The 23,243-nt window shown below is 71.8% G+C and carries 19 protein-coding genes, 2 tRNA genes and 1 pseudogene; 10 read left to right on the top strand and 12 right to left on the bottom strand.

All coding sequences use genetic code 11. The features are described 5' to 3' along the window. Nucleotides 1-28: 28 nt before the first annotated feature. The 7 genes from HZZ10_RS11170 to HZZ10_RS11140 all read right to left on the bottom strand — a co-directional run bounded on the left by HZZ10_RS11170 (nucleotide 29) and on the right by HZZ10_RS11140 (nucleotide 6,260). Nucleotides 29-862, bottom strand: coding sequence for an ABC transporter permease (locus HZZ10_RS11170; RefSeq protein ID WP_056128423.1), 834 nt, complete (start codon nucleotides 860-862; stop codon nucleotides 29-31). Next, complete coding sequence (locus HZZ10_RS11165) at nucleotides 859-1,866, bottom strand: ATP-binding cassette domain-containing protein (RefSeq protein WP_179913564.1); 1,008 nt, start codon at nucleotides 1,864-1,866, stop codon at nucleotides 859-861. The genes HZZ10_RS11170 and HZZ10_RS11165 overlap by 4 nt, the downstream gene beginning before the upstream one ends. A gap of 68 nt (nucleotides 1,867-1,934) precedes the next feature. Further along, the gene (rocD, locus tag HZZ10_RS11160) at nucleotides 1,935-3,149 is read right to left on the bottom strand and encodes an ornithine--oxo-acid transaminase (RefSeq protein ID WP_056128428.1); all 1,215 of its coding nucleotides are present in this window, start codon (nucleotides 3,147-3,149) and stop codon (nucleotides 1,935-1,937) included. 12 nt (nucleotides 3,150-3,161) lie between these two features. After that, on the bottom strand, nucleotides 3,162-3,992 hold the full coding sequence (gene ddaH, locus HZZ10_RS11155) for a dimethylargininase (RefSeq protein ID WP_179913563.1): 831 nt from the start codon (nucleotides 3,990-3,992) through the stop codon (nucleotides 3,162-3,164). A 330-nt stretch (nucleotides 3,993-4,322) separates the two neighbouring features. After that, entirely contained in the window at nucleotides 4,323-4,856 is a 534-nt protein-coding gene (locus tag HZZ10_RS11150; RefSeq protein ID WP_179913562.1) for an SRPBCC family protein, read from the bottom strand. Further along, nucleotides 4,853-5,686, bottom strand: coding sequence for a hypothetical protein (locus HZZ10_RS11145; RefSeq protein ID WP_056128445.1), 834 nt, complete (start codon nucleotides 5,684-5,686; stop codon nucleotides 4,853-4,855). Before HZZ10_RS11145 ends, HZZ10_RS11150 begins: the two co-directional genes overlap by 4 nt. A 94-nt stretch (nucleotides 5,687-5,780) precedes the next feature. Continuing rightward, nucleotides 5,781-6,260, bottom strand: a complete 480-nt coding sequence (locus HZZ10_RS11140; protein WP_056128448.1) for an OsmC family protein — start codon at nucleotides 6,258-6,260, stop codon at nucleotides 5,781-5,783. A 296-nt stretch (nucleotides 6,261-6,556) separates the two neighbouring features. On the opposite strand from HZZ10_RS11140, the gene HZZ10_RS11135 reads away from it, so the two are divergent. Next, a complete protein-coding gene (locus HZZ10_RS11135; RefSeq protein WP_179913561.1) occupies nucleotides 6,557-7,966 on the top strand; it encodes an MFS transporter in 1,410 nt (469 codons plus the stop codon). Between the two features lie 223 nt (nucleotides 7,967-8,189). Further along, nucleotides 8,190-8,546, top strand: a complete 357-nt coding sequence (locus HZZ10_RS11130) for a zinc ribbon domain-containing protein YjdM (RefSeq protein ID WP_179913560.1) — start codon at nucleotides 8,190-8,192, stop codon at nucleotides 8,544-8,546. 53 nt (nucleotides 8,547-8,599) lie between these two features. On the opposite strand, the gene HZZ10_RS11125 is transcribed toward HZZ10_RS11130, so the two are convergent. Continuing rightward, nucleotides 8,600-8,675: transfer RNA gene (locus HZZ10_RS11125), tRNA-Arg, on the bottom strand. 826 nt (nucleotides 8,676-9,501) lie between these two features. On the opposite strand from HZZ10_RS11125, the gene HZZ10_RS11120 reads away from it, so the two are divergent. Continuing rightward, nucleotides 9,502-13,743 (top strand): PDDEXK-like endonuclease domain-containing protein, encoded by a 4,242-nt coding sequence (locus HZZ10_RS11120; RefSeq protein ID WP_179913559.1) that lies wholly within the window; start codon nucleotides 9,502-9,504, stop codon nucleotides 13,741-13,743. Nucleotides 13,744-13,886: 143 nt separating this feature from the next. Beyond that, entirely contained in the window at nucleotides 13,887-14,036 is a 150-nt protein-coding gene (locus tag HZZ10_RS11115) for a hypothetical protein (protein WP_179913558.1), read from the top strand. A 204-nt stretch (nucleotides 14,037-14,240) separates the two neighbouring features. Here the strand turns inward: HZZ10_RS11115 and mscL are convergent, their stop codons facing one another. Together mscL and HZZ10_RS11105 are read right to left on the bottom strand one after the other, a co-directional pair. Continuing rightward, the gene (gene mscL / locus HZZ10_RS11110) at nucleotides 14,241-14,717 is read right to left on the bottom strand and encodes a large conductance mechanosensitive channel protein MscL (RefSeq protein WP_179913557.1); all 477 of its coding nucleotides are present in this window, start codon (nucleotides 14,715-14,717) and stop codon (nucleotides 14,241-14,243) included. A gap of 37 nt (nucleotides 14,718-14,754) precedes the next feature. Next, nucleotides 14,755-15,411, bottom strand: a complete 657-nt coding sequence (locus tag HZZ10_RS11105) for an SAF domain-containing protein (RefSeq protein ID WP_179913556.1) — start codon at nucleotides 15,409-15,411, stop codon at nucleotides 14,755-14,757. 321 nt (nucleotides 15,412-15,732) lie between these two features. Here HZZ10_RS11105 and HZZ10_RS19830 point away from each other — a divergent pair, with 321 nt between their 5' ends. Then, nucleotides 15,733-15,963, top strand: a complete 231-nt coding sequence (locus HZZ10_RS19830; protein ID WP_306525994.1) for a hypothetical protein — start codon at nucleotides 15,733-15,735, stop codon at nucleotides 15,961-15,963. Between the two features lie 14 nt (nucleotides 15,964-15,977). On the opposite strand, the pseudogene HZZ10_RS19825 reads toward HZZ10_RS19830, so the two are convergent. Next, nucleotides 15,978-16,274 (bottom strand): annotated as a pseudogene (locus tag HZZ10_RS19825) (FmdB family zinc ribbon protein); the annotation flags it as partial. Between the two features lie 102 nt (nucleotides 16,275-16,376). On the opposite strand from HZZ10_RS19825, the gene HZZ10_RS11095 reads away from it, so the two are divergent. Beyond that, nucleotides 16,377-18,977 (top strand): penicillin acylase family protein, encoded by a 2,601-nt coding sequence (locus HZZ10_RS11095; protein WP_179913554.1) that lies wholly within the window; start codon nucleotides 16,377-16,379, stop codon nucleotides 18,975-18,977. On the opposite strand, the gene HZZ10_RS11090 is transcribed toward HZZ10_RS11095, so the two are convergent. Then, entirely contained in the window at nucleotides 18,967-19,602 is a 636-nt protein-coding gene (locus HZZ10_RS11090) for a 5-formyltetrahydrofolate cyclo-ligase (RefSeq protein WP_179913553.1), read from the bottom strand. The genes HZZ10_RS11095 and HZZ10_RS11090 overlap by 11 nt on opposite strands. 151 nt (nucleotides 19,603-19,753) lie before the next feature. On the opposite strand from HZZ10_RS11090, the gene HZZ10_RS11085 reads away from it, so the two are divergent. From HZZ10_RS11085 to HZZ10_RS11070, 4 genes are all read left to right on the top strand, one after another. Continuing rightward, nucleotides 19,754-21,004 (top strand): molybdopterin molybdotransferase MoeA, encoded by a 1,251-nt coding sequence (locus HZZ10_RS11085; protein WP_179913552.1) that lies wholly within the window; start codon nucleotides 19,754-19,756, stop codon nucleotides 21,002-21,004. A gap of 2 nt (nucleotides 21,005-21,006) precedes the next feature. After that, nucleotides 21,007-21,687, top strand: coding sequence for a GNAT family N-acetyltransferase (locus tag HZZ10_RS11080; RefSeq protein WP_082543748.1), 681 nt, complete (start codon nucleotides 21,007-21,009; stop codon nucleotides 21,685-21,687). 99 nt (nucleotides 21,688-21,786) lie between these two features. After that, nucleotides 21,787-22,995 carry a SepX/GlpR family protein gene (locus HZZ10_RS11075; protein WP_179913551.1) on the top strand — a complete coding sequence of 403 codons (1,209 nt, stop codon included), beginning with the start codon at nucleotides 21,787-21,789 and terminating at the stop codon, nucleotides 22,993-22,995. Nucleotides 22,996-23,076: 81 nt separating this feature from the next. Then, nucleotides 23,077-23,152, top strand: a tRNA-Ala gene (locus tag HZZ10_RS11070). Nucleotides 23,153-23,243 lie beyond the last annotated feature (91 nt).

Raw genomic sequence — 23,243 nt, 5'->3', positions numbered from 1 at the left:
TCGACCGGACCTCGCGCTGGGCTGGTGCTCAGTTCTTGGTGCGGTAGAGCCGCATGGTGATCGGCGCGAACACGAGGGTGAGGGCCGCAGCGGCGACGAGCACCCAGACGACGTCGCCGAACTGGGCGGTGCCACCCATCAGCCCGCGGATGGCCGTGACGAGGTGGGTCACCGGGTTGACGTCCACGACAGCTCGCAGCGCCGACGGCATGGTCGCCGGGTCGACGAAGATGTTCGACGCGAAGGTCAGCGGCATGAGGATGAGCATCGAGACCCCCATGACAGCGTTGGGCGTGCGCATCAGCAGGCCGAAGATGGTGAAGATCCAGCTGAGCGAGAAGGCGAAGACGAGCAGCAGCGCCACGGCCGCCAGCGTCCCGGGCAGCCCTCCGTCCGGCCTGTAGCCCAGGACGAGCCCGAGGCCGATGGTGATGACCGAGGCGATCGTGTAGCGCACGGTGTCGCCGAGCAGTGCTCCGACGATCGGGGCCGGACGCCAGATGGGCAGCGACCTGAACCTGTCGAAGACGCCCTTGGTGATGTCCGTGTTAAGTGTGAACCCCGTGTACACGGTGATGATGAGGACGGTCTGGACGAGGATGCCGGGCAGCAAGAACCGCAGGTAGGTCGCGGTGTCGCCGGCGATCGCCCCGCCGAAGAGATACGTGAACATCAGCGTGAAGATGATCGGCGTGAGCGTGACGTCGAACAGCTGCTCGGGCACGTGCTTGATCTTCAGCAGGGCCCGCCAGGCGAAGGTCAGGGTGTTCTCGATCGCCGAGGGGCGAGTGGGACGGCTGTCGAGGGATACCGCGGACCGCAGCGTGGTGGCCGACGTCGTCGGGCTGTCGGTGGTGCTCATGAGGTGGCCTCCTCGGAGGGCTGCTCGGCGTCTGCCGGGCTCGTGGGGTCGGTCGGCTGACCTGTGAGGGCGAGGAACACCTCGTCGAGGCTCGGCTGGCCGAGCGAGAACTCGGGCACGTGGATCCCCGCCTCGTGGAGGCGGGGGAGGATCTGGTACGCCTGCGCGGAGCCGTCGGCGCTGCTGTCGATGCGGGCCGAGAGCGCTGACGGGTCGGGGGACAACGAGACGGCTTCCGGGTCACCGAGCAGCGCGGCGACGATCCGCGCCGCCTCGTCCCGGCGGCTCTGGTCGGCGAGACGCAGCTGGACCGAGCCTGAGCCGACAGAGCTCTTGAGCTCGGGGGCGGTGCCCTCGGCGATCACCTTCCCGTGGTCGACCACGGCGATGCGGTTCGCGAGCTGGTCGGCCTCTTCGAGGTACTGGGTGGTCAGCAGGACGGTGGCACCGTCGGCGACGAGCACCCGGACGATGTCCCAAACGTCGTTGCGGCTGCGCGGGTCGAGCCCGGTGGTGGGTTCGTCGAGGAACAGCACGGACGGGCTCATGACCAGGCTCGCCGCGAGGTCGATCCGGCGTCGCATGCCGCCCGAGTACGTCTTGACCTGCTTGCCGGCCGCCTCCGTGAGGTCGAAGGCCTCGAGCAGGTCGGCCCCACGTCGTCGAGCGGCAGCCCGCGTGAAGCCGTAGAGGCGCGCGAGCACCATGAGGTTCTCGGCGCCCGTGAGGTCTTCGTCGACCGAGGCGTACTGCCCCGTGAGCCCGACGAGGCTGCGGACGGTGTCGGCCTCGCGGAGGATGTCGTGCCCCAAGATGCTCGCGCTGCCCGCGTCGGGGCGCAGCAGGGTGGCGAGCATGCGGACGGCTGTCGTCTTGCCGGCTCCGTTGGGTCCGAGCACACCGTAGACGGTGCCGGCGGGGACGGCGAGGTCGATGCCGTCGACCGCACGCGTCGTGCCGAAGTGCTTGACGAGCCCGTGAGCCTCGATCGCGTAGGAGGTCATGGCGACCATCCTGTGCCTCGGCTGTGAGGGGCGGCTACTTCTTTCTTGCGCAGTTGTGCGGGTCCAGGTCAGCGGGTCGCGAGGACGTCCCGCAGCCTGTCGAGACCGAGATCGAGGTCGTCCAGGGTGATGGTCAGCGGGGGAGCGAGCCGGATCGTGGTGCCGTGCGTGTCCTTGGCGAGCACGCCCGCGTCGCGCAGGGCGAGGCAGAGCTCTCGGCCCGACTCCCACGTCGGCGGCAGGTCGACCCCGGCCCACAGGCCCGCGCCCCGGACCTCGGTGAGCAGCTCGGACTCGACCATCTCGTCCAGACGCAGCTGGAGATGGTCACCGAGCTCCGCGGCACGCTCCTGGACCTCACCGGTGTCGAGGAGCCTCACGACGGCGCGACCCACGGCGCAGGCGAGCGGGTTGCCCCCGAAGGTCGAGCCGTGGGTGCCCGGGGTGAAGACGTCGAGGACGTCGGAGCGTCCGACGACAGCGCTCACAGGCAAGATCCCGCCACCGAGCGCCTTGCCGAGGGTCACGAGGTCGGGGCGGACGTTCCAGAGCTCGCACGCGAGAGTCGTCCCTGTGCGACCGAGCCCGGACTGGATCTCGTCGGCGACGAGCAAGATCCCGGCGTCGTCGCAGACCGTCCGCAGCGAGGCCCAGAAGCCTGGCGGGGGCACGACCACACCGGCCTCGCCCTGGATCGGCTCCATGAGCACCGCGACTGTGGTCTCGTCGACGGCCGCCGCGACGGCCTCGGCGTCTCCGTAGGGGACGACGCGGAAGCCCGGGGTGAAGGGGCCATAGCCCTCGCGGGCCTCGTCGTCGGTCGAGAAGGACACGACCGTCGTGGTGCGCCCGTGGAAGTTGTCGCGCGCGACGATGATCGTCGGCTCGGCGATCCCGCGCCTGTGGCCCCACTTGCGGACCGCCTTGACCGCGGTCTCGACGGCCTCTGCGCCGGTGTTCATCGGCAGCATCGCGGCGTGGGTGCCCTCGAGGGCGAGCGAGTCGCCGACCAGGGCGCAGAGCTCGTCCGCGAAGGGGCCGAGCTGGTCGTTGTCGAAGGCGCGCGACGTCAGCGTCACGCGTCCGAGCTGTTCGACCGCAGCCGCCACGAGGGTCGGGTGCCTGTGCCCGAAGTTGAGCGCCGAGTAGCCGGAGAGCAGGTCCAGGTACCGGCGACCGTCGGTGTCCGTGACCCACGAGCCCTCGCCGTGCGCGACCGTGACCGGGAGCGGCGCGTAGTTGTGCACCAGGTGGTCTCTGGTCTCGACGTGCGTCCCGTCCATGGTCGGCTCCTCTCAGCCCGCCGCCCGGATCTCGAGCGTGCAGCACTTCGCGCCGCCTCCACCGAGCAGCAGCTCGGTCGTGTCGACGCCGATCGGTTCGTAGCCGCGCTCGCTCAGCTGCGCCTGGAGGCGCGTGGCGGCGGGGTTGAGGATCACGTGGTGGCCGTCGGAGACGGCGTTGAGCCCGAGGACCGTCGCGTCGGACTCGGCGGCGTGGACGGCGTCGGGGAAGAGGTCCGCCAAGACCGCGCGGCTCTCGGCCGAGAAGGCGTCCGGGTAGTATGCGACCTTGCCGGGGGTGGTGCCGCCCTCGGAGCCCTCGAGGACTGTGAGCGCGGTGTCGAGGTGGTAGAACCGCGGGTCGACGAGCTCGAGGGTCACGACCTCGCGGCCCCAGAGCCTCGCAGCCTCGGCGTGCGCGGCCGTGTCGGTGCGGAAGCCCGTCCCGGCGAGGGAGAGGGGGCCGACCGTGAGGATGTCGCCCTCGCCCTCGTTGCGCTCGAGGGCGTCGTGCACCTCGAAGCCGTTCTCGGCGAACCACCGCAGGTAGACGGCGGCCTCGGGGGCACGCTCGGGGTGGGTGAACAGGGCGCTGTAGACGACACCGTCGACGACAGTCGCACCGTTCGCCGCGTAGACCATGTCCGGGAGCCCCGGCACGGGCTCGACGAGGTCGACGGTGTGCCCGAGGTCGAGGTACACGTCGCGCAGACGCTCCCACTGCTCCACGGCGCGCGCCGTGTCCGTCGGGCGGCTCACGTCCATCCACGGGTTGATCTCGTAGCTCACCGTGAAGTACTCCGGACGGCACATGAGATAACGGCGGGCGTGGGCTGCGGTCATCGGCGGGCTCCTCAGGCTGTCGCTCGTGGCGAGGGGTGACGCTGAGCCGTCCGGAGGGTCTCCCGGCCGGCCGTCGCACGGTCTGTGTGATGGCCGACACTACGCCCGGACCTGCGAGAGCGCGCGGGAACACCTCGCGCTCCGCGGGTCCACCCCTCACCTGAGGACCGAGCTCGCGCGCGAGGTCGTACGGACACGCCGAATACCGGGCGATCCGGGGCTGTTCTGGCGTGTCTGTACGACCTCGAGGTCAGAGGGGCGACCTCGCCCTAGGGAGGGCGACCTCGCCGGTCACGGGAGGCGCCTGTGGGGCCCGGGGCAGGCCCGGGGTCAGGCTGCGTCGAGCTCGCGGGACACCCTGTGCAGTGCCAGGCGGAGCATGAGACCGAGGGGTACCCCGAGGAGCGGGGACGTCAGGCGGGCCGGGAGCGGTCCGGCGAGGTAGACCTCTTCCCACCAGGTGACCAGGCTCGTCGCATGGTCGACGGGCTCGACGTCGATGCCCGCCGTCCCCTCGAGCAGCGGTCCGGCCTTGCGCAGCACGAGCCTGTGGCGCTCGGTGCCGCTCAGCGCGTCGCCGGCGGGACGTTCGAGACCGACGACCTCCATGCGGTCGACGATCCCCGGGTGGCTGTACATGGTGAACCGAGCGCCCAACGGCAGGGGGCCGTCGGGGAGCGGACGGCCCGATGGTTCCACGGGGAACGAACCCCAGGTCAGCGGGATCCACCGCGAGTGGTGGCGGACGTCGGCCACCAGGTCGAAGACGTCACCGGGCTGCCCGGGCAGCTCCCGGGAGACGCTCACCCGTCGCAGACCTCGGCCCTCGGCTGCAGCGTCGTGCGCTGCCGGACGGCCTGTCACGACTCGTCCGTACCGGAGGTGCGGCCGGAGCCGACCTCGCTCGACCTCCCACGGCCGATCCGTGCCCGTCGGGCGCGGTCGACCAGCGGGATCTTCGAGGCACGGCCGGGCTCGACGGACTCGTAGACCTTGCTGGAGGCCTTCGAGCGGGCTGGGCCCACCTCGCGCGCGAAGTGCGCGGGCGGCTCGCCGAAGGCCTTGGTCGCCTGGTGGGCGACCGTGCGGGCGAGCGCCCGCCCACCCGCGACGCCGACGACGGCACCGATGCCGAAGGGGATGACGCGGCCCATCATGAGCGAGGTCTGCTTGGCGATCTGCCGCTTGACGAACCGCCGCGTGAGCACCTTGTTGACCTGCCGGATCGTGCTCTTCGGCATGGTCGTCATCAGGGCGGTGCCCCAGGCTGCCGCCGACTTGCCGGACACCTCTTCGACCGACCTCGCGCCGGACTCGCCGAGGACCGTGGCGAGCAGCAGCGCGCGGCGACGGTCGAGGTCGTCAGCCTCTACCCCGTGGACCTCTGCCACGCACAGCGCGTAGGCGGCCGAGGCGCTGAAGAAGGTCGCGACGTCACCACCGCTGAGAATCATCGACACCCCCGTGCCCACCCCGGGGAAGGCCGCCGCAGCACCCACGGCGCCACCCGCGCCCTGGAGCACGAGCGAGTACTCCTTGGTGAGCAGCGTGACGATCTGCTGGGGCGACGCCTCGGGGTTGCGTCGGCGCAGGCTGTCGACGTGCGCCCGAACGGTCGAGGACGGCAGGGTGATCGCCTGGTCGAGGGCGGCGTCGATCAGCGGGGTCCGGGCGAAGGACAGCTTCTGGGTCACAGTGGCTCCTTGCGGTTCGTCGTGGGTCGGCCAGCGGGGGTGGGGCGGCCGGGTGGAGCTGGCGCGACCCTGCCCAGGGCCGCGCCACCCGAGATCATTCGGTCGTCGACACCGAGGCGATGGTCAGCTCGACGGTCGCGCCGGCCTTGAGCGTGCGACCGACGGTGCAGGACGCGTCGACCGCGCGGTTGACGACGGTCAGCAGGCGCTCGCGGGCCTCGTCGTCGAGGCCGGACAGGTCGAGCTCGAGACGTTCGGTGAGCACCGGGTAGCGGTCTTCCTCGGGATCCGAGACACCTGCGACGTGCACGGTGGCCGCGTAGTCGTCGCCGAGGCGACGCGCGAGGGTGACGTCCGAGGCGAAGCCTGTGCAGGCGGCGAGGGCGATCTTGAGGAGCTCGCCGGGGGTGAAGGTGCCCTCGACGTCGAGACCGCCGAGCTGCACCTCGCCTCCGCGGGCGCTGCGGCCGACGTACCGGCGACCGCCGGTCCGCTCGACCCAGAGTGCCGGCTGCGTGCCGGGCTGGGGTGCGGGGGAGACTGTGCCGGGTGCGGGGTTGGTGTCCTGGGTCATCTGGTGATTCTTCCACCGGCTCGGCCGTCGCGCCCGGGGTGTCCGCCCAGGGCGGAGCGTGACGCGGCGATCGGCTGCCGAGCGGCCTGACCCAGCCCGCGTGTCCAGATGCTGGAGGCGCTCTGGCCTCATGGTGAGACAGGACTACGGTTCCTCGGTACCGTCACCGACGTGTCGAGCACGGCCTCTTGTTCCCCCGGCCCCGCGCTGCAGCCTCCAGTGCCAGCGCGCCGCCGCCCGGACGCCCGTCCGCGAACGACGCCTCGCACGTGAGCGCCCACCGACCGGAGCACCACATGTCCACCACAGCAGCACCCGTCCGACCGCTGAACTCCCGCGGGAGGGTCATCACCGCGAGCCTCGTCGGCACGACGATCGAGTTCTACGACTTCTACGTCTACGCGACCGCGGCAGTCCTCGTCTTCCCGACGTTGTTCTTCCCCACGGGCAACGACACCACGGCGCTCCTCGCCTCCTTCGCCGTCTTCGGCGCGGCGATGGTCGCGCGGCCCGTCGGCGCGATCGTGTTCGGCCACCTCGGCGACAAGAAGGGCCGCAAGACGACCCTGGTCATCTCGCTGCTCACCATGGGGATCGCGACCTTCCTCATCGGCACGCTGCCCACCTTCGACTCGATCGGTGTCGCGGCGCCCGTCCTGCTGCTCGTCCTGCGCCTCGCGCAGGGCTTCGCGCTCGGTGGCGAGTGGTCCGGCGCCGCGCTCGTCGCGACCGAGAACGCCCCCGCGAACAAGCGCGCCTGGTACGGGACCTTCCCGCAGCTCGGCGCGCCCATCGGCTTCATCATCGCCAACGGGCTGTTCCTCACCATCAACGCCGTGCTGCCGCACCCCGAGGACTCGCTCCTGCAGTCGGAGGCCTTCCTCTCGTGGGGCTGGCGCATCCCGTTCCTGTTCTCGGCCGTCATGGTGATCATCGGTCTGTGGGTGCGGCTCAAGCTCGTCGAGTCCGAGGCCTTCGTCACGGCCGAGAAGAAGGGTGCGATCACCAAGACGCCCCTCGCCACGGTGTTCAGGTTCCACTGGCGCCAGCTGGTCCTCGGCACGTTCATCATGCTCGCGACCTACGTGCTCTTCTACCTCATGACCAGCTTCACGCTCACCTACGGCACCAAGGCTGCTGACGCCGACCCCGCAGGTCTGGGCATCCCGTACGTGCACTTCGTCATCATGCAGATCATCGGCGTGATCTTCTTCGGGCTGTTCACGCTGATCTCCGGGCCCGTCGCCGACCTCATCGGACGTCGCCGGCTGCTCATCGGGGTGTCGAGCCTCATCGTGGTCTTCGGGCTGACCTTCCACCTGTTCCTGGTTCCCCGCGCCGACGCCGCCTTCACGGGGGGCCTCGTCCAGGCCTTCCTCATCCTCGGCTTCACGCTCATGGGCGTGACCTTCGGGCCGATGGGTGCGCTGCTCCCCGAGCTGTTCCCGACCAACGTCCGGTACACAGGGTCCGCCATCGCCTACAACGTGAGCTCGATCCTGGGCGCTGCGCTCGCGCCGATCGTCGCGGTCGCGCTCTGGGCCCAGGCAGACGGTGACACCTGGCTCGTGGGGCTCTACCTGTCAGGGGCTGCGGTCCTCACCCTCGTCGCGGTGATCCTGTCCAAGGAGACGAAGGACGTCGACTACGGCCTCGCCTCGCACGAGGACGTCGCAGCCGAGCCTGCGACCGTGGGCAAGCGCTAGCGGCACGCCGCAGTCGAGAGGGGTCGGGTCCGGCGGGCCCGGCCCCTCTGTGCGTGGGGGCGGGGCCCGGGCGGGAGGCTCCTCGCTCGTTGTGCGCCATCGCCCGCAGTCGACTGCCTTCCGCCATCGTGCTGGGCCTGGGGATCGGGCGATCTAGCAGCCCGCCTGGTCGGGGCCGCCCGGGGGGTACGGGCGCCTCCCGGAGATCGGTAGGGTTGCGGCCGTGACCGACACCCTGCCCCCGTGCCCCGAGTGCTCCTCCGTCTACACCTACGAGATGGGTGCGCTGCTCGTCTGCCCCGAGTGCGCCCACGAGTGGGAGCCCGCTGAGGGAGACCCGGCCGAGGCGTCTGACGGCCCGCGCGAGATCCGCGACGCCGTCGGCAACGTGCTGCAGGACGGCGACACCGTCACCGTCGTCAAAGACCTCAAGGTCAAGGGCAGCGCGACCGCCATCAAGGTCGGCACCAAGGTGCGCGGCATCAGGCTCGTCGACGGGGTGGGCGACCACGACATCGACTGCAAGGTCGACGGCTTCGGTCCGATGCAGCTCAAGTCGAGCGTGGTGAAGAAGGTCTGACGCCCTGGGGCGCCGCTGGTCTCGCGCTGGTGCACGCCGAGACAGGGGAGAACTGGTGCGCCCGGGCAGATTCGAACTGCCGACACCCGCTTTAGGAGAGCGGTGCTCTATCCCCTGAGCTACGGGCGCGAGAGCGAGACAAGGCTACCTGACAGTCGCCCGTGATCCCTGCCACGGCCGGCAACCAGAGTCGCGGTGCCCCTCCCCAGACGTCCGTCTCTCCACGAGGTCGCCAGGACACCGACGAGGTCGTCGCAGCTCTCGCGAGGTCGCACGGACACGCCAGATCTCCGGGCTAGGGGCGTCAGGACGGCGTGTCCGTACGACTTCGGTGCCTGACGTACGACCTGGGTGTGAACCGTGCGACCTCGAGGTGGGGACCTGTGGGCGTGCGGGTGGGTGGTCGTGGCCTGGCGGGCTGCGGTGAGGAGCGGCTGGCGAGAGTGGGCGCGTGGGTGACCAGGGTCACGACAGGCGCTCTCGCACGTGGTCCCGGCAGGGCCCCGGAGCGCAGAACCGCAGGTGAGACCCTCGCCCACGCACCGCGGCGAACAGCCCGTCGAACCGATCTGGAAGAAGATTCAACTTCCCTGTTGACACTCGATCTGGGCGAGTGCATAGTTGTCCCTGACAGTGCGTGCCGCCTGCCCCCTGCGCGGCACGCACTGTTCCTTTTTCTCCGGACGCACCCCGCCCTTCCCGCCGCGCTCAGCCCGGTCACGGACGGCCAGGTCACCGCTCCGTCGAGGTGCCGGACAACCCCTTCCAGCAGCGCCCGGGCCCGTCGTGGCCCTCGTCGTCGGCGCGTCAGGCCACGAACGCCGTCCCGGCCAGATACCGTGCTGGGGTGACAGCTCCCGATCGCGACAGGACGGCGGGGACCGACAGGGCCCGCTCCGACCACGACCCGAGCCCGGCTGCGCCTCACGACCCGTCCAGCGAGAGAACCCCTGACATGACCAGCACGGACCAGTCCGCCTCCGGCGCGGTCCACGGCGACGCCGACGCGAACGCCGAGACGCGTGCCATGCGCACGGTCCCCACCCTCGTCAAGCCTGCCACCACGGCCGAGACCGTCGCCGCCGCGATCGACCGCTGGCGCTCGACCCTGGTCTCGCTGGCCGGCGGCTCGACGCTCGCCGACGTCGGTCTGCTCGGCGACGCTGTCCTCGACCTCACCGCCGCGCACCCGTCGGGCATCGCCCAGCTCTTCGCCGGCCGCAGCACCCGCCTGGCGAACATCTTCCGCGAGGGCAGCTCGCTGCCCGTCGCCCGCCGCCGCGCGCGCGCCGTCGCCCAGCGCTCCCAGGAGCAGGCCGAGCGCTACGGCATCGCTCCGACGTATCTGGCGATCGGGCTCGCGACCTGGACCGAGCACGAGGTCGACGAGACCTCCGACGACGTCGCAGCGCTCGCCCGTGTCGCCTTCTCCGGCGGGTCCGACCGTGGGGTCTACGACGACGCCGCGGCCGAGGCCTCCCGCGCTGCAGGCCGCACGGTCCGCGCCCCGGTCCTGCTGCGCCCGATCGAGATCGAGGCCCGCGGGGGAGGGGAGACCGACTACGAGCTCGCCCTCGAGCCCACGGCCGAGATCAACCCCGTGCTGGCCCGGGCGCTGCGCTCCCGCGGAGCCCTGCTCGACGCCGCCGCCCTCGCCCGCGGTGCCTTCACGGGCTCGGGCTTCGACCCTGCCGTCGCCCTCGACCGCATCAACGCCCTCGGCTCGGCGGTGCTCGCCGACTTCACCATGACCGACAAGCTGCTCGTCGGGACCTTCGCCCACCCCGGGCAGATGCTCGTCGACGACCTCGACGACCTCAACATCGGGCTGGACCGTCACGAGGTCATCGCCGCTCTCGCCGGGGACCAGGGAGCCATCGACTCGCTCGCCGCCTCGATGCCCGCGCTGCGCACGGGCGACGCCGAGCCCAACATGGAGCGTGGTGTCGGCGACCTCGACCCCTCGGGCCGCAACGTCCTGGACGCGCTCGCCACGGGCAGCCACCTCTTCGTCGACGCCCCCGTGGGCGCCGACGCCACAGGCGCCGTCGCAGCGGTGGTCGCGGAGGCAGCAGCCATCGGCCGCAGCGTCCTGTACGTCCCCGGCCACCGTCGCGCCGCCGACGCGCTCACCGCGCGCCTGGAGGACCTCGGTCTCGGGGACCTGGTCCTCGACGTCACCCCGAGCCCCAGCTGGCGCACCTCGGTGTCGCGCCGCCTGCTCGGTGCCATGACCCTCGAGGCGCCGACTGTCGACGCCGCGCGCATCGCCGACACCCGCCTCGCCCTCGTGGAGACCCGGTCCAGGCTCACCCGGATGATCGACGGCCTGCACCAGCTGCGTGCTCCGTGGGACATCTCCGCCTACGACGCGCTCCAGGCACTGGCCCGGCTCACCTCCGAACGACCGACCCCCGCCACGACGGTCAGGCTCGACGCCGCGACGCTCGCGCGCATCGCCTCGGTGCGCCAGGAGGTCGGCGCCGACCTGGTCCGCGCCGCGTCCCTCGACGCGTTCTCCGCCCAGCCGGGCACCTCGCCCTGGTACGGGGCTGACATCGACACCGACGCCACGGCCGAGGACGCCGTCGCCCGGATCACCCGGCTGCTCGACGTCTCGCTCGCCGACCTCCGCAGGCAGATGGACGCCGTGGTCGAGGACACCGGGCTGCAGGCCGCCCGCACGGTCTCCGCCTGGGGCGAGCAGATCGAGATGCTCGCCGGCATGCGCACGACCCTCGAGGTCTTCCAGCCGATGGTCTTCGAGCGGACCGCCGACGACCTGGTCGCCGCGACGGCGAGCCGTCAGTGGCGCAACGAGCACGACGTCGAGATGAGCGGGCTGCACCGCCGCCGCCTCGTCAAGCGTGCGAAGGACATGATCCGTCCCGGCTCACGCGTCGCCGACCTGCACTCTGCGCTGCTCGAGGTCCAGGCGCAGCGCCAGACCTGGGCCGAGCACTGCCCGTCCGGCGGATGGCCGCGACTGCCGGAGGGCCTCGCAGCCATCGAGCAGACCTACCGCGACGTGGTCGAGGACCTCACAGCCCTCGACGCCGTCCTCGCGACGACCTCGGCAGGTGCCGGTCTCGCCGGGATGACCCTCGGCGACCTCACCGAGCGCCTGCAGCGTCTGCTCGACGACCGCGGGGCGCTCACCTCGTTGCCCGAGCGCACCCGTCTGGTCCGCAGCCTCACGGCTCACGGGCTCGGCACGCTGCTCACCGACCTCACCGCCCGCCGCGTCGAGCGCGGGCTGGTCGAGGCCGAGCTCGACCTCGCCTGGTGGAGCTCGGTCTTCGAGCAGATCCTCGCCGCGGACCCCTACGTCGCCGAGGTCGGCGGCCGGGGCATCGAGGCGCTCGCCGAGACCTTCCGCACCCTCGACCGCGAGCACGTCGACTCCCTCGCCACCCCGATCCGCGCGGCTGCCGTCGCGCAGATCCACGGAGCGCTCCGCGACAACAGGGAGCAGGCCGAGGGTCTCTTCGCGCTCCTCGTGGAAGAGTCGCTGACGAGCCTGCGGACCGTGGCCGACGAGTACGGCGACGTGCTGCGCAAGCTCCGCCCCTGCATGATCGCGACACCGACCCTCGTGCCGCACGTGCTCCCCGCGCACCGCACCGTGGACCTCGTGATCCTCGATGCCGCGCAGCACCTGCCCGTCGAGTCCGTCCTGTCGGCGATCGCCCGCGGCCGCCAGATCGTCGTGGTGGGCGACGCCCGCTGCGCGCCGGGTCAGGCTGTCCGCAGCCTCGCGGAGCTGCTGCCGACGGTCGGCCTCGCCGGTGACGCCTCGCGGCGCGACCCCGAGCTCACGCAGTTCTTGTCGCAGCACGGCTACGCGGGTGTCCTGCACCCGATGCCGCTGCCCTCCCAGGAGCGTCTGGTCTTCTTCGAGACCGTCGACGGCGTCGGCATGCCCGACCCCGTGTCGGGTGCTGTCGAGTCCACGCAGACCGAGGTCGACCGGGTGGTCGAGCTCGCGATCATGCACGCCCTCGACCGTCCCGACGAGTCCCTCGGGATCATCACCGGGTCGCGCGCGCACGCCGACCGCATCCGCGAGGCGATCCTCGGGCAGGTGCGCCAGAACGCGGCCCTCGGCCCGTTCTTCGACCCCTCGCGCCGTGAGCCCGTGGTCGTCTCCGACCTGCAGTCTGTCGCCGGGCTGAGCCGCGAGGCCGTGATCTTCTCGGTCGGCTTCGGTCGGACCCCGCACGGCCGGGTGCTGCACAACTTCGGCGACGTGTCCGGGCCCACCGGAGACTCCCTGCTCCTCAACGCGATCGGCTCGACACGACGCCGCCTCACGGTCGTCTCGTGCTTCGGGGCCGAGGACCTCGACCCCGAGCGCCTGCGCGGCGCGGGAGCCCAGCTGCTCGGCTCGCTCCTCGACTTCGCGGAGCAGCGGTCGGCCAGCCCTGTGCACGACGTCGGTCGGTTCATCGAGGGTCAGCCCGACCCGGACCGCCTCGTCCTGGACCTCGCGGAGCGACTGTTCCGCGCAGGGCTCACGGTCGAGACGCACCACGGCGCCGCCGACGGCGAGCACATCCCGCTCGTGGTCGGCCACCCCGACCTGCCCGACGAGCTGCTCGTCGCCGTCCTCACCGACGACGCCGACTACACGGCAGAGACGAGCATCCGCGTCCGGGACCGCCAGCGCGCCGAGCGGCTGGAACGTCTGGGCTGGTCTGTGGTCCAGGTGTGGTCCGTCTCGCTGTTCCTCGACCCCGAGGGTCAGGCCATGCGGATCCGCGAGACCGTCCTGGACATCGAGGCGCGCCGCCGCGCGGCCCGCATGCCGGTGACCGGGGCGATCCCGCTGGTCGGTCTCGACGACGCCGGAGACATCGCAGGGCTCGCCGACGCTGACGGTCTTGCCGGAGAGGTTGTCGACCCGTCGGCGCCTGTCCCCGTGGTCACCGCTCCTCTGCTCACCGAGGGGGACGTGCCGCAGCCGCGCGAGGCGGTCCGCCGCGCGAGCCGACCCGACGTCGAGCCCGGGCTGCCCATCGCCGCCTACGGCGACGACGACCTCGACGAGCTGGCCCGGTGGATCATGACCGACGGCCTCCCGCGCGACGCCGACGAGCTCGCAGCGCAGGTGCGCTCCGAGCTGGGGATCGTCCGCAGGAGCAACCGCGTGGACATCGCCGTGTCGAGCGCGGTGCGCCGGACACTGGGCCTGTGACCCCGGGAGAGGGCGGCGCGCCGGACGGCGGCCGCCCTGGCCCGGGGCATTCTGCTCCGGAGCGACCGGCCTCGGTGGTGCAGCGCGAGGGGGCTGATCCTGCTGGCGCTCCCGAGACACCGCGTCGACGTGGGCACCGCCGGGTGGTCCGGAAGGGGCCCGAGCGTGAGGCTGTCGCAGGGCTGAGCGCGGACGAGACCTCGTCTGGCTGGGCCGACGAGGTCACCGGCAACGGGTCGGCTGACGACGCCAACGACGACCGGCTGCGTCGGGACGTGCCGCCGCACTGGTGATCTCAGGTCGCGCCCGCGGTGCTGCAGCACGCCAGGGGCCGAGACTGCGCGAGGTCGCAGCAGCGACGAGGTCGGGCGCGCGAGCAGGCCCGGCACGCGAAGCACGACGCACGTGGAGGATTCCGTACGCGAGAGGCCGCAGCACCGTGGGGTGCTGCGGCCTCTCGCGTTGTGGGGACCGGGTGTCGCTCGGGCGGGCCTGCGTCAGGCGACGGGCGGGACCGGCGGCTTCGTGGTCGGGGCGTCCGGGGTGGACGGCGCGGACGAGGTGCCGAGCGCCGGGCCACCGTTCTGGGCGAGCAGCAGGTCGCGGATCTGCGTGAGGATGAGGACGTCTTCCGACGGGCCCTCCGGCTCCTCGATGACGCCCTTCTTGCGGAGCTTCTGCAGGTGGTTGAGCGGCAGGACCACGCAGAAGTACAGCGCGAGCGCGATGAAGAACAGGTTGATCAGCGCTGTGAGCACGGTACCGATGCTGAACACGGCGTCGTTGATCTCGAAGGTCATGACCGAGTCGAGGTTCGGCTCGCTGAAGATCGCGGCGATCAGCGGTGTGAGCAGGTTGTCGACGATCGCGTTGACCACGGCACCGAATGCCGCACCGATGATGACACCGACGGCCAGGTCGATGGCGTTGCCGCGCATGATGAATTCTTTGAAGCCGTTCGCGACGTTCTTCATGGATCCCCACTTCCAGAGGTGACGATTGACGACAAGATCATCGCACGACCACTGCGGACACGGCCTGGCGTCCGGCGACGTTCGCGAGCAGCGAGGCCTCGTCGGGTGTGACCGCGACGAGCACCAGCTCGGCCGCGTCACCGGCGCTCCCTGCCGAACCGAGGATCCCGTCTCCGTCGTCTGCAGCGCTGGCTGGCTGAGGCAGGACGAGCGCCCTCACGGCGAGGGTCGTCGCCGGGGCGGCGGACGCGCCCTCGGCACCGTCCAGTGTCGGGGCTGCCGCGAGCAGGTCGACGTGCATCCCTGGCGACAGCACCGCGACCAGTGCCGGCTCGGCCAGGCGCACCCCTGCCACGACGGTGCCCGGTGGTCCCGTCGCAGCCTCGTCGACCAGCAGCGGAGCCCCGAGGATCGTGCCTTCGGGGACGTCGAGCGCGAGGGTGCGACCCACGACGGCGGAGCGGTCCGAGTGCCATCCCTCGGCGACCACGTCGAGGGGGAGGTCGACCGTCCGCAGGTCCGCGGCGCCGAGCGTCGTGCCGGCGGGCAGCGTGGAGGCCGCGACGACCACGGCCTGCCGCGGCTCGGGGGGAGGAGCGAGCCTGTGGACGACCACGGCTGCGGCGAGCCCGACGAGCAGTGCGGCGACGACGAACCTGTGCCGCCACAGCAGAGCCCGCGCTCGACGCCGCACCCGCGGAGGGACCAGCGCCCCTGGGCGGGCCACGAGCGACGAGCTGGCCCCGGCGCGTTCGGTTCGTCGTCCGCCGGGACCGGAGCGGCCGGAGCTGTCGGAGCGGTCGGTGCGATGGGTCAGTGGGCGAGAGCGCGCGGTGGCACGGTCGGGCAGGTCAGGTGCCGGCCTGCCCCGAGGACTGACCCGGTCGGGTGTGCGGGACTGTGTGCGCATGCCTGCACGCTAGGGATCCTCAGACCGTGCCGGTGCCGGATCCGAGCCGCCTGTGGACACGACGACGGCCGCCGCCCCTGGGGACGACGGCCGTGCGCGGAGACTGTGCTGAGTCAGGAGCCGGAGGAGCCTGACGACGTCGAGGCCTTCGACGAGCTGGACGACCCCGAGGCGCTGGACGAGCCAGACGAGCTGGACGAGCCCGAGGTGCTCGAGGACGAGGCCGACGTGCTCGAACTGTCGCTCGACGAGCTCGTGCTGCTCGAGGCCGAGGCGGGCTTCGACGAGCCCGAGGACGAGCCCGAGGACTTCTTCGAGCTGTTGTCCGTGCGGTAGAAGCCGGAGCCCTTGAAGACCACGCCGACGGGGGAGAACACCTTGCGCAGACGGCCCTCGCACTCGGGGCAGACTGTCAGCGCGTCCTCGGCGAAGGACTGGTGGATGTCGAAGCTGTGGCCGCACGCGGTGCACGTGTACGCGTAGAGGGGCACGGAGATCTCCTCGAGAACCTGTAGGGGGTCGGGCGCACCGGCGCACCCGGGTAGGGATCGGTCTCCCGCGCGGGCCGGGCAGGAGGGACGCGACCCGACGTGCAGGCTGCGACGCGTTGCCCGTTCTAGCACTCGGGTCGACCGAGTGCTAATCATACGTCTCCGCCGCCGCACCTGGAAGTGGGCTCCGGCACACCCGCCAGGTAACGATCTCGCCCGCCGGGGGCGGGTGTCGGGCCGAGCACGTAACCTCGCACCGTGCCCTCTCGTCATGTCGCTCTCCGCCGTTCCCTCGTCGCCCTCGCCCTCCTGCTCGTCGTCGCCCTCGTGGCGACGGTCGTCACCACCGCTGTGCTGGTCCGGCGACCCCTGCCGACCACCTCGGGCGAGCTGAGCGTCGCCGGTCTCTCCGCGCCAGTCACCGTGCACCGCGACGCGCAGGGTGTCCCGGACATCTACGCCTCGACGGCAGCGGACCTCTTCATGGCCCAGGGCTACGTGCAGGCTCAGGACAGGTTCTTTGAGATGGACTACCGACGTCACGTCACCGCGGGTCGGCTCTCGGAGCTGGTGGGCGAGAACGCCGACGCCCTCGAGGCGGACAAGGTGATCCGCACCTTCGGGTGGCGCGAGGTCGCCGAGCAGGAGTGGGAGATCCTCGACTCCGACACCAAGAACTACCTCCAGGCCTACGCCGACGGCGTCAACGCGTATCTCGCCGAGCGCTCGACCTCGCAGATCGCCGTCGAGTACTCCGTGCTCGGTCTGCAGGTCTCCGTCGAGGACCCGGAGCGCTGGGACCCCGTCGACTCCCTCGCCTGGCTCAAGGCGATGGCCTGGGACCTGCGCGGCAACTACGACGACGAGCTGGCCCGGGCGCAGTCCCTCGCCACGGTCCGCGACGTGGGACGTGTCGACGAGCTCTTCCCCGACTACCCGGACACCGTCAACGCGCCGATCCTCTCCGCCGAGGCGGCCGCCGCGAACAGCACGCCCGCTCCCAGCGGGGCCGGAGCCGGGGCGTCCTCGGACCCCCTCGACCTCACGTCCCCCGCGGTTGCCGGAGCTGTCGACTCTGCGGCGCAGGCGGTCTCGGCAGTCCCGGTCCTCGTCGGACGCGGAGCGGGTATCGGCTCGAACTCGTGGGTGGTCTCGGGCGAGCACACGGCCACGGGCAGCCCGATGCTGGCCAACGACCCGCACCTCGGCCTCGCCGCCCCGAGCATCTGGGCGCAGGTCGGTCTGCACTGCGACGCCGTGGGCGACGCCTGCCCCTTCGACGTCACCGGCTTCTCCTTCGCAGGCTTCCCCGGTGTGATCATCGGCCACAACCCCGGGCTCGCCTGGGGGATCACGAACCTCGGGGCCGACGTCACAGACTTCTTCGTCGAGCGCACGCAGGACGACACGTACCAGGTCGACGGGACCTGGAACGAGATGACCACGCGGACCGAGGTCATCAAGGTCGCCGGCGCGGACGACGTCACCCTCGAGGTGCGGTCGACCGGCCACGGTCCGATCATCTCCGACGTGCTCGACGTCGCCCCCGTCACCGGGACGCCGACCGAGGTCGTCGACGGCGTGCTCCGTGCCGGGGGAGGTGGCTACGAGGTAGCCCTCGGCTGGACCGCGCTGACACCCGGGCGGACCGCCGACGCGATCTTCGCCATGAACACCGCGGCCGACGCCGAGGACATCGCCGCAGCGGCACGGCTGTTCGAGGTCCCGTCGCAGAACATCGTCTTCGCGACGACCGACGGCCACATCGGCTACCAGGCTCCAGGCACGATCCCGGTCCGCGGCGCTGTGGAGGGACCCATGCCCTCCGACGGCACGTGGCCGCGGCCCGGCTGGGACAGCGCCTACGACTGGCAGGGCACCGTCGACCCTGCCACGATGCCCTCGGTCCTCGACCCGGCCGAGGGGTTCATCGTCGCGGCGAACCAGGCCGTCGCACCGGCCGGGGCCGGGCCGTACCTCACCTCGGACTGGGACTACGGCTTCAGGTCGCAGCGCATCCGCACGCTGCTCGAAGAGCAGATCGCGGCTGGCACGCCCTTCACCGTCGACGACATGGAGCGGATCCAGGGCGACACCGACAACCCCTTCGCGCGGCTGCTCGTCCCCGTGCTCCTCGAGCAGCGGCTCACGACGGGCTTCGAGCGCGGCGGGCAGGACCTGCTGCGTGACTGGGACTACAGCCAGGACGCCGACTCACCGGCGGCCGCCTACTTCTCGGCGGTCTGGGCCGAGATGCTCGCGCTGACCTTCGACGACGAGCTCTCCGAGGAGGCCGCGGCCGACGGCAGCGACCGGTGGCTCGAGGTGGTCCGCACCCGGCTCGACGACCCGATGAGCTCGTGGTGGGACGACAGGCGCACGGCCAACATCGTCGAGACGCGCGACTCGATCCTCCAGCAGGCTCTGGTCAACGCCCGGTCCGAGCTCACGGTCCGTCTCGGCAGCGACCCGTCGGACTGGCGCTGGGGCTCCCTGCACACGCTCGACCTCGAGCACCCCGTGCTCGGCGGGGAGTCGGTCCCAGGCATCGTCCGTGGCTTCGTCAACCCGCCGACCCTCGAGATGAGCGGTGGCGCGGCGATCGTCGATGCCACGTCGTGGGACGCCTCGACAGGCTCCTTCGAGGTGACCGCAGGTCCGTCGATGCGGGCGGTCGTCGACCTGGCCGACCTCGACGCCTCGACCTGGGTCGTGGTGACCGGAACGTCGGGCCACCCGGCCAGCAGCCATTACGAAGACCAGCTGTCGACCTGGGCGGCCGGCGACTCCTACACGTGGCGGTCGAGCCGCGAGGCCGTCGAGACGGCGTCGGAGGACGAGCTCACGCTCACGCCGTGATCCACTCCCAGCCGTGCGGAGTGGCGTACCCGTGCACGGGGCGGTCGTGCTCCTCGCGGGGGAGCGGGCGCTCCTGCGCGTCGTAGATCTCCTCGGGGAACACCACGGCGACGATCTTCACGTCGGGCCTCACGAAGGTGAGGGCGCGGTCGTACCAGCCGCCGCCCTGGCCCAGCCGCGTGCCGGAGGTGTCCACCGCGAGAGCGGGGGCGATCACCACGTCGACGTCTTCGAGGGCCGACGGACCGACAGGGTCGCCGGAGGGCTCGGGCGGGCGCCCCGGGGCGCGCTGCAAGAGGTCGTGGGCCCCGGCGTAGGGGGCCCAGTCGCGCTGGAGACCTGCGCCGAGCACCGGCAGCAAGATGGTCTTGCCGAGCTCGTCGAGGGCGTCGAGCAGCGGAGCCGTCCCGGGCTCGGCCGGACGGGCGGCGTAGAGGCCCACGCGTCGGGCGTCGCGCACCTCGGGGATGGTCAGCACGACCTCGGCCAGGGCGTGCGCGGCCTCGTCGCGTCGGCGCTCCGTGCGCGCGTCGCGGGCCGAGCGGATCGCTGTGCGCAGGGCGCTCTTGGCGTCCTCCGCCTCGAGCGCCGCGTGGACAGGGTACGGCTGTGCTGGACCACTCATGGTCAAAGTATCTCAAAGAAACGCCCCATCCGGGGTGTGACCCGGTCAGGACCTGCGCAGAGTCGTATCTGCACTACCCTGGCCGGATGAGCGCGACCACCCCTACCGCCCCGTGCTGCTCGAGCGTCTTGACGACGGCGGTGGCTCAGCGGTGAAGAGCGTCCAGGACCAGCTCGCGGCGGTCCTCGCCGTCGCCCTGCCCGTCCCCGCGCTCGACGTGGTCCTGACCGATGCCGCGGGCTGCATCCTCGCGGCCGACATCGTCGTCACCGAGGACATCCCCTCGCGACCGCTGGCGACCTGCGACGGCTACGCGGTGCGCTCCCAGGACCTCGCCGGAGCGAGCCACGAGTCACCCGTCGTCCTGCCCGTCACCCACGACGTCTGGTCCGCTGCCGACGAGCCCTTCAGGCTCGCGCCGCGTCAGAGCGTCCTGGTGAGCTCGGGGGTGCCCATGCCCGTGGGGGCCGACGCGCTCGTCCCCGTCTGGGCGACCGACCGCGGGGCCGCCAAGGTCCGCGTCATGGCCGAGCTCGCCCCCGGCGCCAACGTCCGCGCCGTCGGCTCCGACGTGCGTGCCGGGACCGTCGCGCTGCGCCACGGCACCCGCCTCGACGCCCGGCAGCTGGCCTTCGCGGCGAGCCTCGGCTACGCCCGGATCAGGGTGCACCCCGCGCCGCGCGTCGTGATCCTCCCCGTCGGCGACGAGCTGGTCCAGCCGGGCTCGACCCGTCCCGGGGTGTTCGACGCGAACGGTCCCTCCCTGCGGACCGCCGTCCAGGACGCCGGAGCCATCGCGATCCAGGTGGCGCCGGTGAGCGACGACCAGACCCGCCTGCGCGAGATGATCGAAGACCAGCTGGTCCGCGCCGACCTGCTCATCACCACCGGCGGGTTGTCGGAGGGGTCGCACGACACCCTCAAGGACGTGCTGGCCCCGCTCGGCACGGTCCGCTTCGACCACGTCGCGATGGTCCCCGGGCGCAACCAGGGCCTCGGGACGCTCCACGCCGGCATCGGCGACAGCACCGACAACCCCGGAGACACGATCCCGGTCTTCTCCCTGCCCGGGCACCCCGTCGCCGCGCAGATCTCCTACGAGGTCTTCGTGCGGCCGGCGCTGCGCGCGATGGCCGGCTACACAGACATCTACAGGCCGTCCGTCGCGGCCCACGCGGCTGTCGGCTGGCGCAGCCCCGCGGGTGTGCGCCAGTTCGTCCCCGCGGTCCTCGTCGGGTCGCCTGACGGTGGGTACCACGTGACGCCCGTCGGCGACCCGACCCGTCTCGAAGACCTCTCGGTCGCAGGGCTCGCCGAGGCCAACGCGCTGGCCGTCGTGCCCGAGGGCGAGTCCGAGGTGCGCTTCGGCGACCGCGTGCACTGCCTGGTCCTCGAGGGCTAGCGGTGGGTGTGGTCTGGGCGCCGCGCTGGCCGGTGATCCTGCGGGACGACTCGCTGCGCGCCCCCGGCGGGACGCTGCTGCTCCGGCGCCTGCGCCGGGCGGACCGCGACGCGTGGATGGACCTGCGGGCGGACAACCAGGACTGGCTCGAGCGGTGGGAGGCCACCACCCCGGCACCGACAGGCCTCGACCGCCAGGGCCGTCACCGCGGGTGGCCGGGACGGACGCAGCCCACGCGCCCGCCGTCCTTCACGGGCTACGTCAGGGCCCTGGACAAGGCTGCCCGCGACGGCTCGACGCTGCCCTTCGCGGTCGAGCTGGACGGCGAGCTCGTCGGCCAGCTGACGGTCTCCTCGATCACCTACGGCTCGCTGTGCTCGGCGAGCATCGGCTACTGGGTCGGCCAGCACGTCGCAGGACGGGGTGTGATCCCGACGGCCGTCGCGATGGCCGCCGACCACTGCTTCTTCGAGCTCGGGCTGCACAGGGTCGAGATCAACATCAGGCCCGAGAACGCGCCGAGCCTGCGGGTGGTCGAGAAGCTCGGGCTGCGCGACGAAGGTCTGCGCGAGGCGTACCTGCACATCCAGGGCCGGTGGTGCGACCACAGGACCTTCGCTCTGACAGCCCCCGAGGTGCCGGACGGGCTGCTCGCCCGGTGGCGGTCCACGCAGGGCGCCTGACGGCGACGGGGAGCCCTGCATCGACCGCGACAGCGGCCCGGGGCCGACACGCCGGGGTGCGTCCACGGTCGGTGCTGCCACCTCGCCTAACGTCAGCGTGTGGGATCACCAGCCGGTATCGTCGTCGTGGCTGTGGTCGTGCTGTGGTTGGCCTACCTGGTCCCTCAGAGGTTGCGTCACCGTCAGCAGCTGCTCGAGTCGCGGGTGGACGACAGGTTCTCCGGTCGTCTGCGTGTCCTCGCGGTCGCGAGCGGTGACTCGTCACCCAGCAAGAGCACCACGGGACGGTCCGCGCAGGCCGTCTCTCAGAAGCATGGTGACTGCACGACGTCGAGCAGTGTGGACGTGTCGTTGCTGACACCGCCGATCGGCACGACGGTGCGGGCTCGGCGTCAGATCACGGATGGAGTGCAGGACATGGAGCGGAACGACTCGTACGGGTCGGCCTCGCGCGACGCGCTGCTCGCGCGCCGCGCCGCTGCTGCGCGCCGCCGCGCGACCCTCACGCTCGGCCTCGTGGTGCTCACAGCCCTCGTCGGCGTGATCGTCGCCGTGACGTCCCTGCCCGTCTGGACCGTGGCTGTCCCCGCCGTCCTCCTCGTCTCGGTGCTCGTCCTCGGACGTCGCGCCGTCCTCGCGAACGCCCGCGCCGACGCTGCTGCCAGGGAGCGTGAGGCGGCCCGCGAGGCCGCCCGCCCCGCAGCGCTGCGCCGTGCCGGACGCCCCGCACCTGCTGTGCGCACCACCGTGACCGGTCGTGCCGTGCACTCCTCGCAGACTCAGACCGAGATGATCTCCCGCGTGCGGGCTGCGGGTGCTGCAGGCGTGGCGGGCCAGGGTGCGGAGAGCTCGACGACAGCCAAGACCACTGCCGCCAAGACCGCCGCCGCGACGAGCGGCGCCGAGGCAGAGCGGACCGTCGCTCCGACGGCTGCCGCCCGAACGGCTGAGACTGCCGAGCCGGAGGCATCCTCGGCCTCTCGTCCGACCGGCGGCGCTGACCGTGCGTCATCGGCCGCCCCTGCCGCCCGCCAGCCCGCTCCAGCCCAGGAGGGCGAGAGCACCGACTGGGAGCCCGTCGCCGTCCCGCGCCCGGTCTACACCCTCAAGTCGACCGCGCCCCGCTGGGAGCCCGCGCCCCTCACGGCCGAGCTCCGCAAGCTCACGGAGGAGCGTCGTGCCGAGCTCGCCGGGGCCAGCCCCGCGCAGCCCGCTCCGGCCACGGTGACCGCCGAGGAGCCGTCCGAGGACAGCCTCGGCGTGAACCTCAACTCCGTCCTGGCCCGCCGCCGGGCTGCGGGGGAGTGACCGCTCCTGTGCGGAGCACCTCCACCTGGGTGCTAGGCTAGACAGCGGTTCGGCACACCGGTTCGTCCGGTCGTCAGACCTGGGGCTATGGCGCAGTTGGTAGCGCGCTTCGTTCGCATCGAAGAGGTCAGGAGTTCGAATCTCCTTAGCTCCACCACAGCACGACAGAAGAACCCGGCTCCTCAGGAGCCGGGTTCTTCTGCGTCCGGGGCCGGTGGTCGGGCCGGTGAGCGCGGGCGGCAGCCTGG

The organism is Sanguibacter inulinus (assembly GCF_013415325.1).
Taxonomy (GTDB): Bacteria; Actinomycetota; Actinomycetes; order Actinomycetales; family Cellulomonadaceae; genus Sanguibacter; species Sanguibacter inulinus.
This window is presented reverse-complemented; position numbering and strand designations above follow the sequence as displayed.

What these genes read in the sequence shown, in the direction of transcription:
- HZZ10_RS11140 (WP_056128448.1), bottom strand. Translation starts at nt 6,260, where the DNA reads ATGACCCAGGACACCAACCCCGCACCCGGCACAGTCTCCCCCGCACCC.
- HZZ10_RS11120 (WP_179913559.1), top strand. Translation starts at nt 9,502, where the DNA reads ATGACCAGCACGGACCAGTCCGCCTCCGGCGCGGTCCACGGCGACGCC.
- HZZ10_RS11135 (WP_179913561.1), top strand. Translation starts at nt 6,557, where the DNA reads ATGTCCACCACAGCAGCACCCGTCCGACCGCTGAACTCCCGCGGGAGG.
- HZZ10_RS11090 (WP_179913553.1), bottom strand. Translation starts at nt 19,602, where the DNA reads ATGAGTGGTCCAGCACAGCCGTACCCTGTCCACGCGGCGCTCGAGGCG.
- mscL (WP_179913557.1), bottom strand. Translation starts at nt 14,717, where the DNA reads ATGAAGAACGTCGCGAACGGCTTCAAAGAATTCATCATGCGCGGCAAC.
- ddaH (WP_179913563.1), bottom strand. Translation starts at nt 3,992, where the DNA reads ATGACCGCAGCCCACGCCCGCCGTTATCTCATGTGCCGTCCGGAGTAC.
- rocD (WP_056128428.1), bottom strand. Translation starts at nt 3,149, where the DNA reads ATGGACGGGACGCACGTCGAGACCAGAGACCACCTGGTGCACAACTAC.
- HZZ10_RS11165 (WP_179913564.1), bottom strand. Translation starts at nt 1,866, where the DNA reads ATGACCTCCTACGCGATCGAGGCTCACGGGCTCGTCAAGCACTTCGGC.
- HZZ10_RS11170 (WP_056128423.1), bottom strand. Translation starts at nt 862, where the DNA reads ATGAGCACCACCGACAGCCCGACGACGTCGGCCACCACGCTGCGGTCC.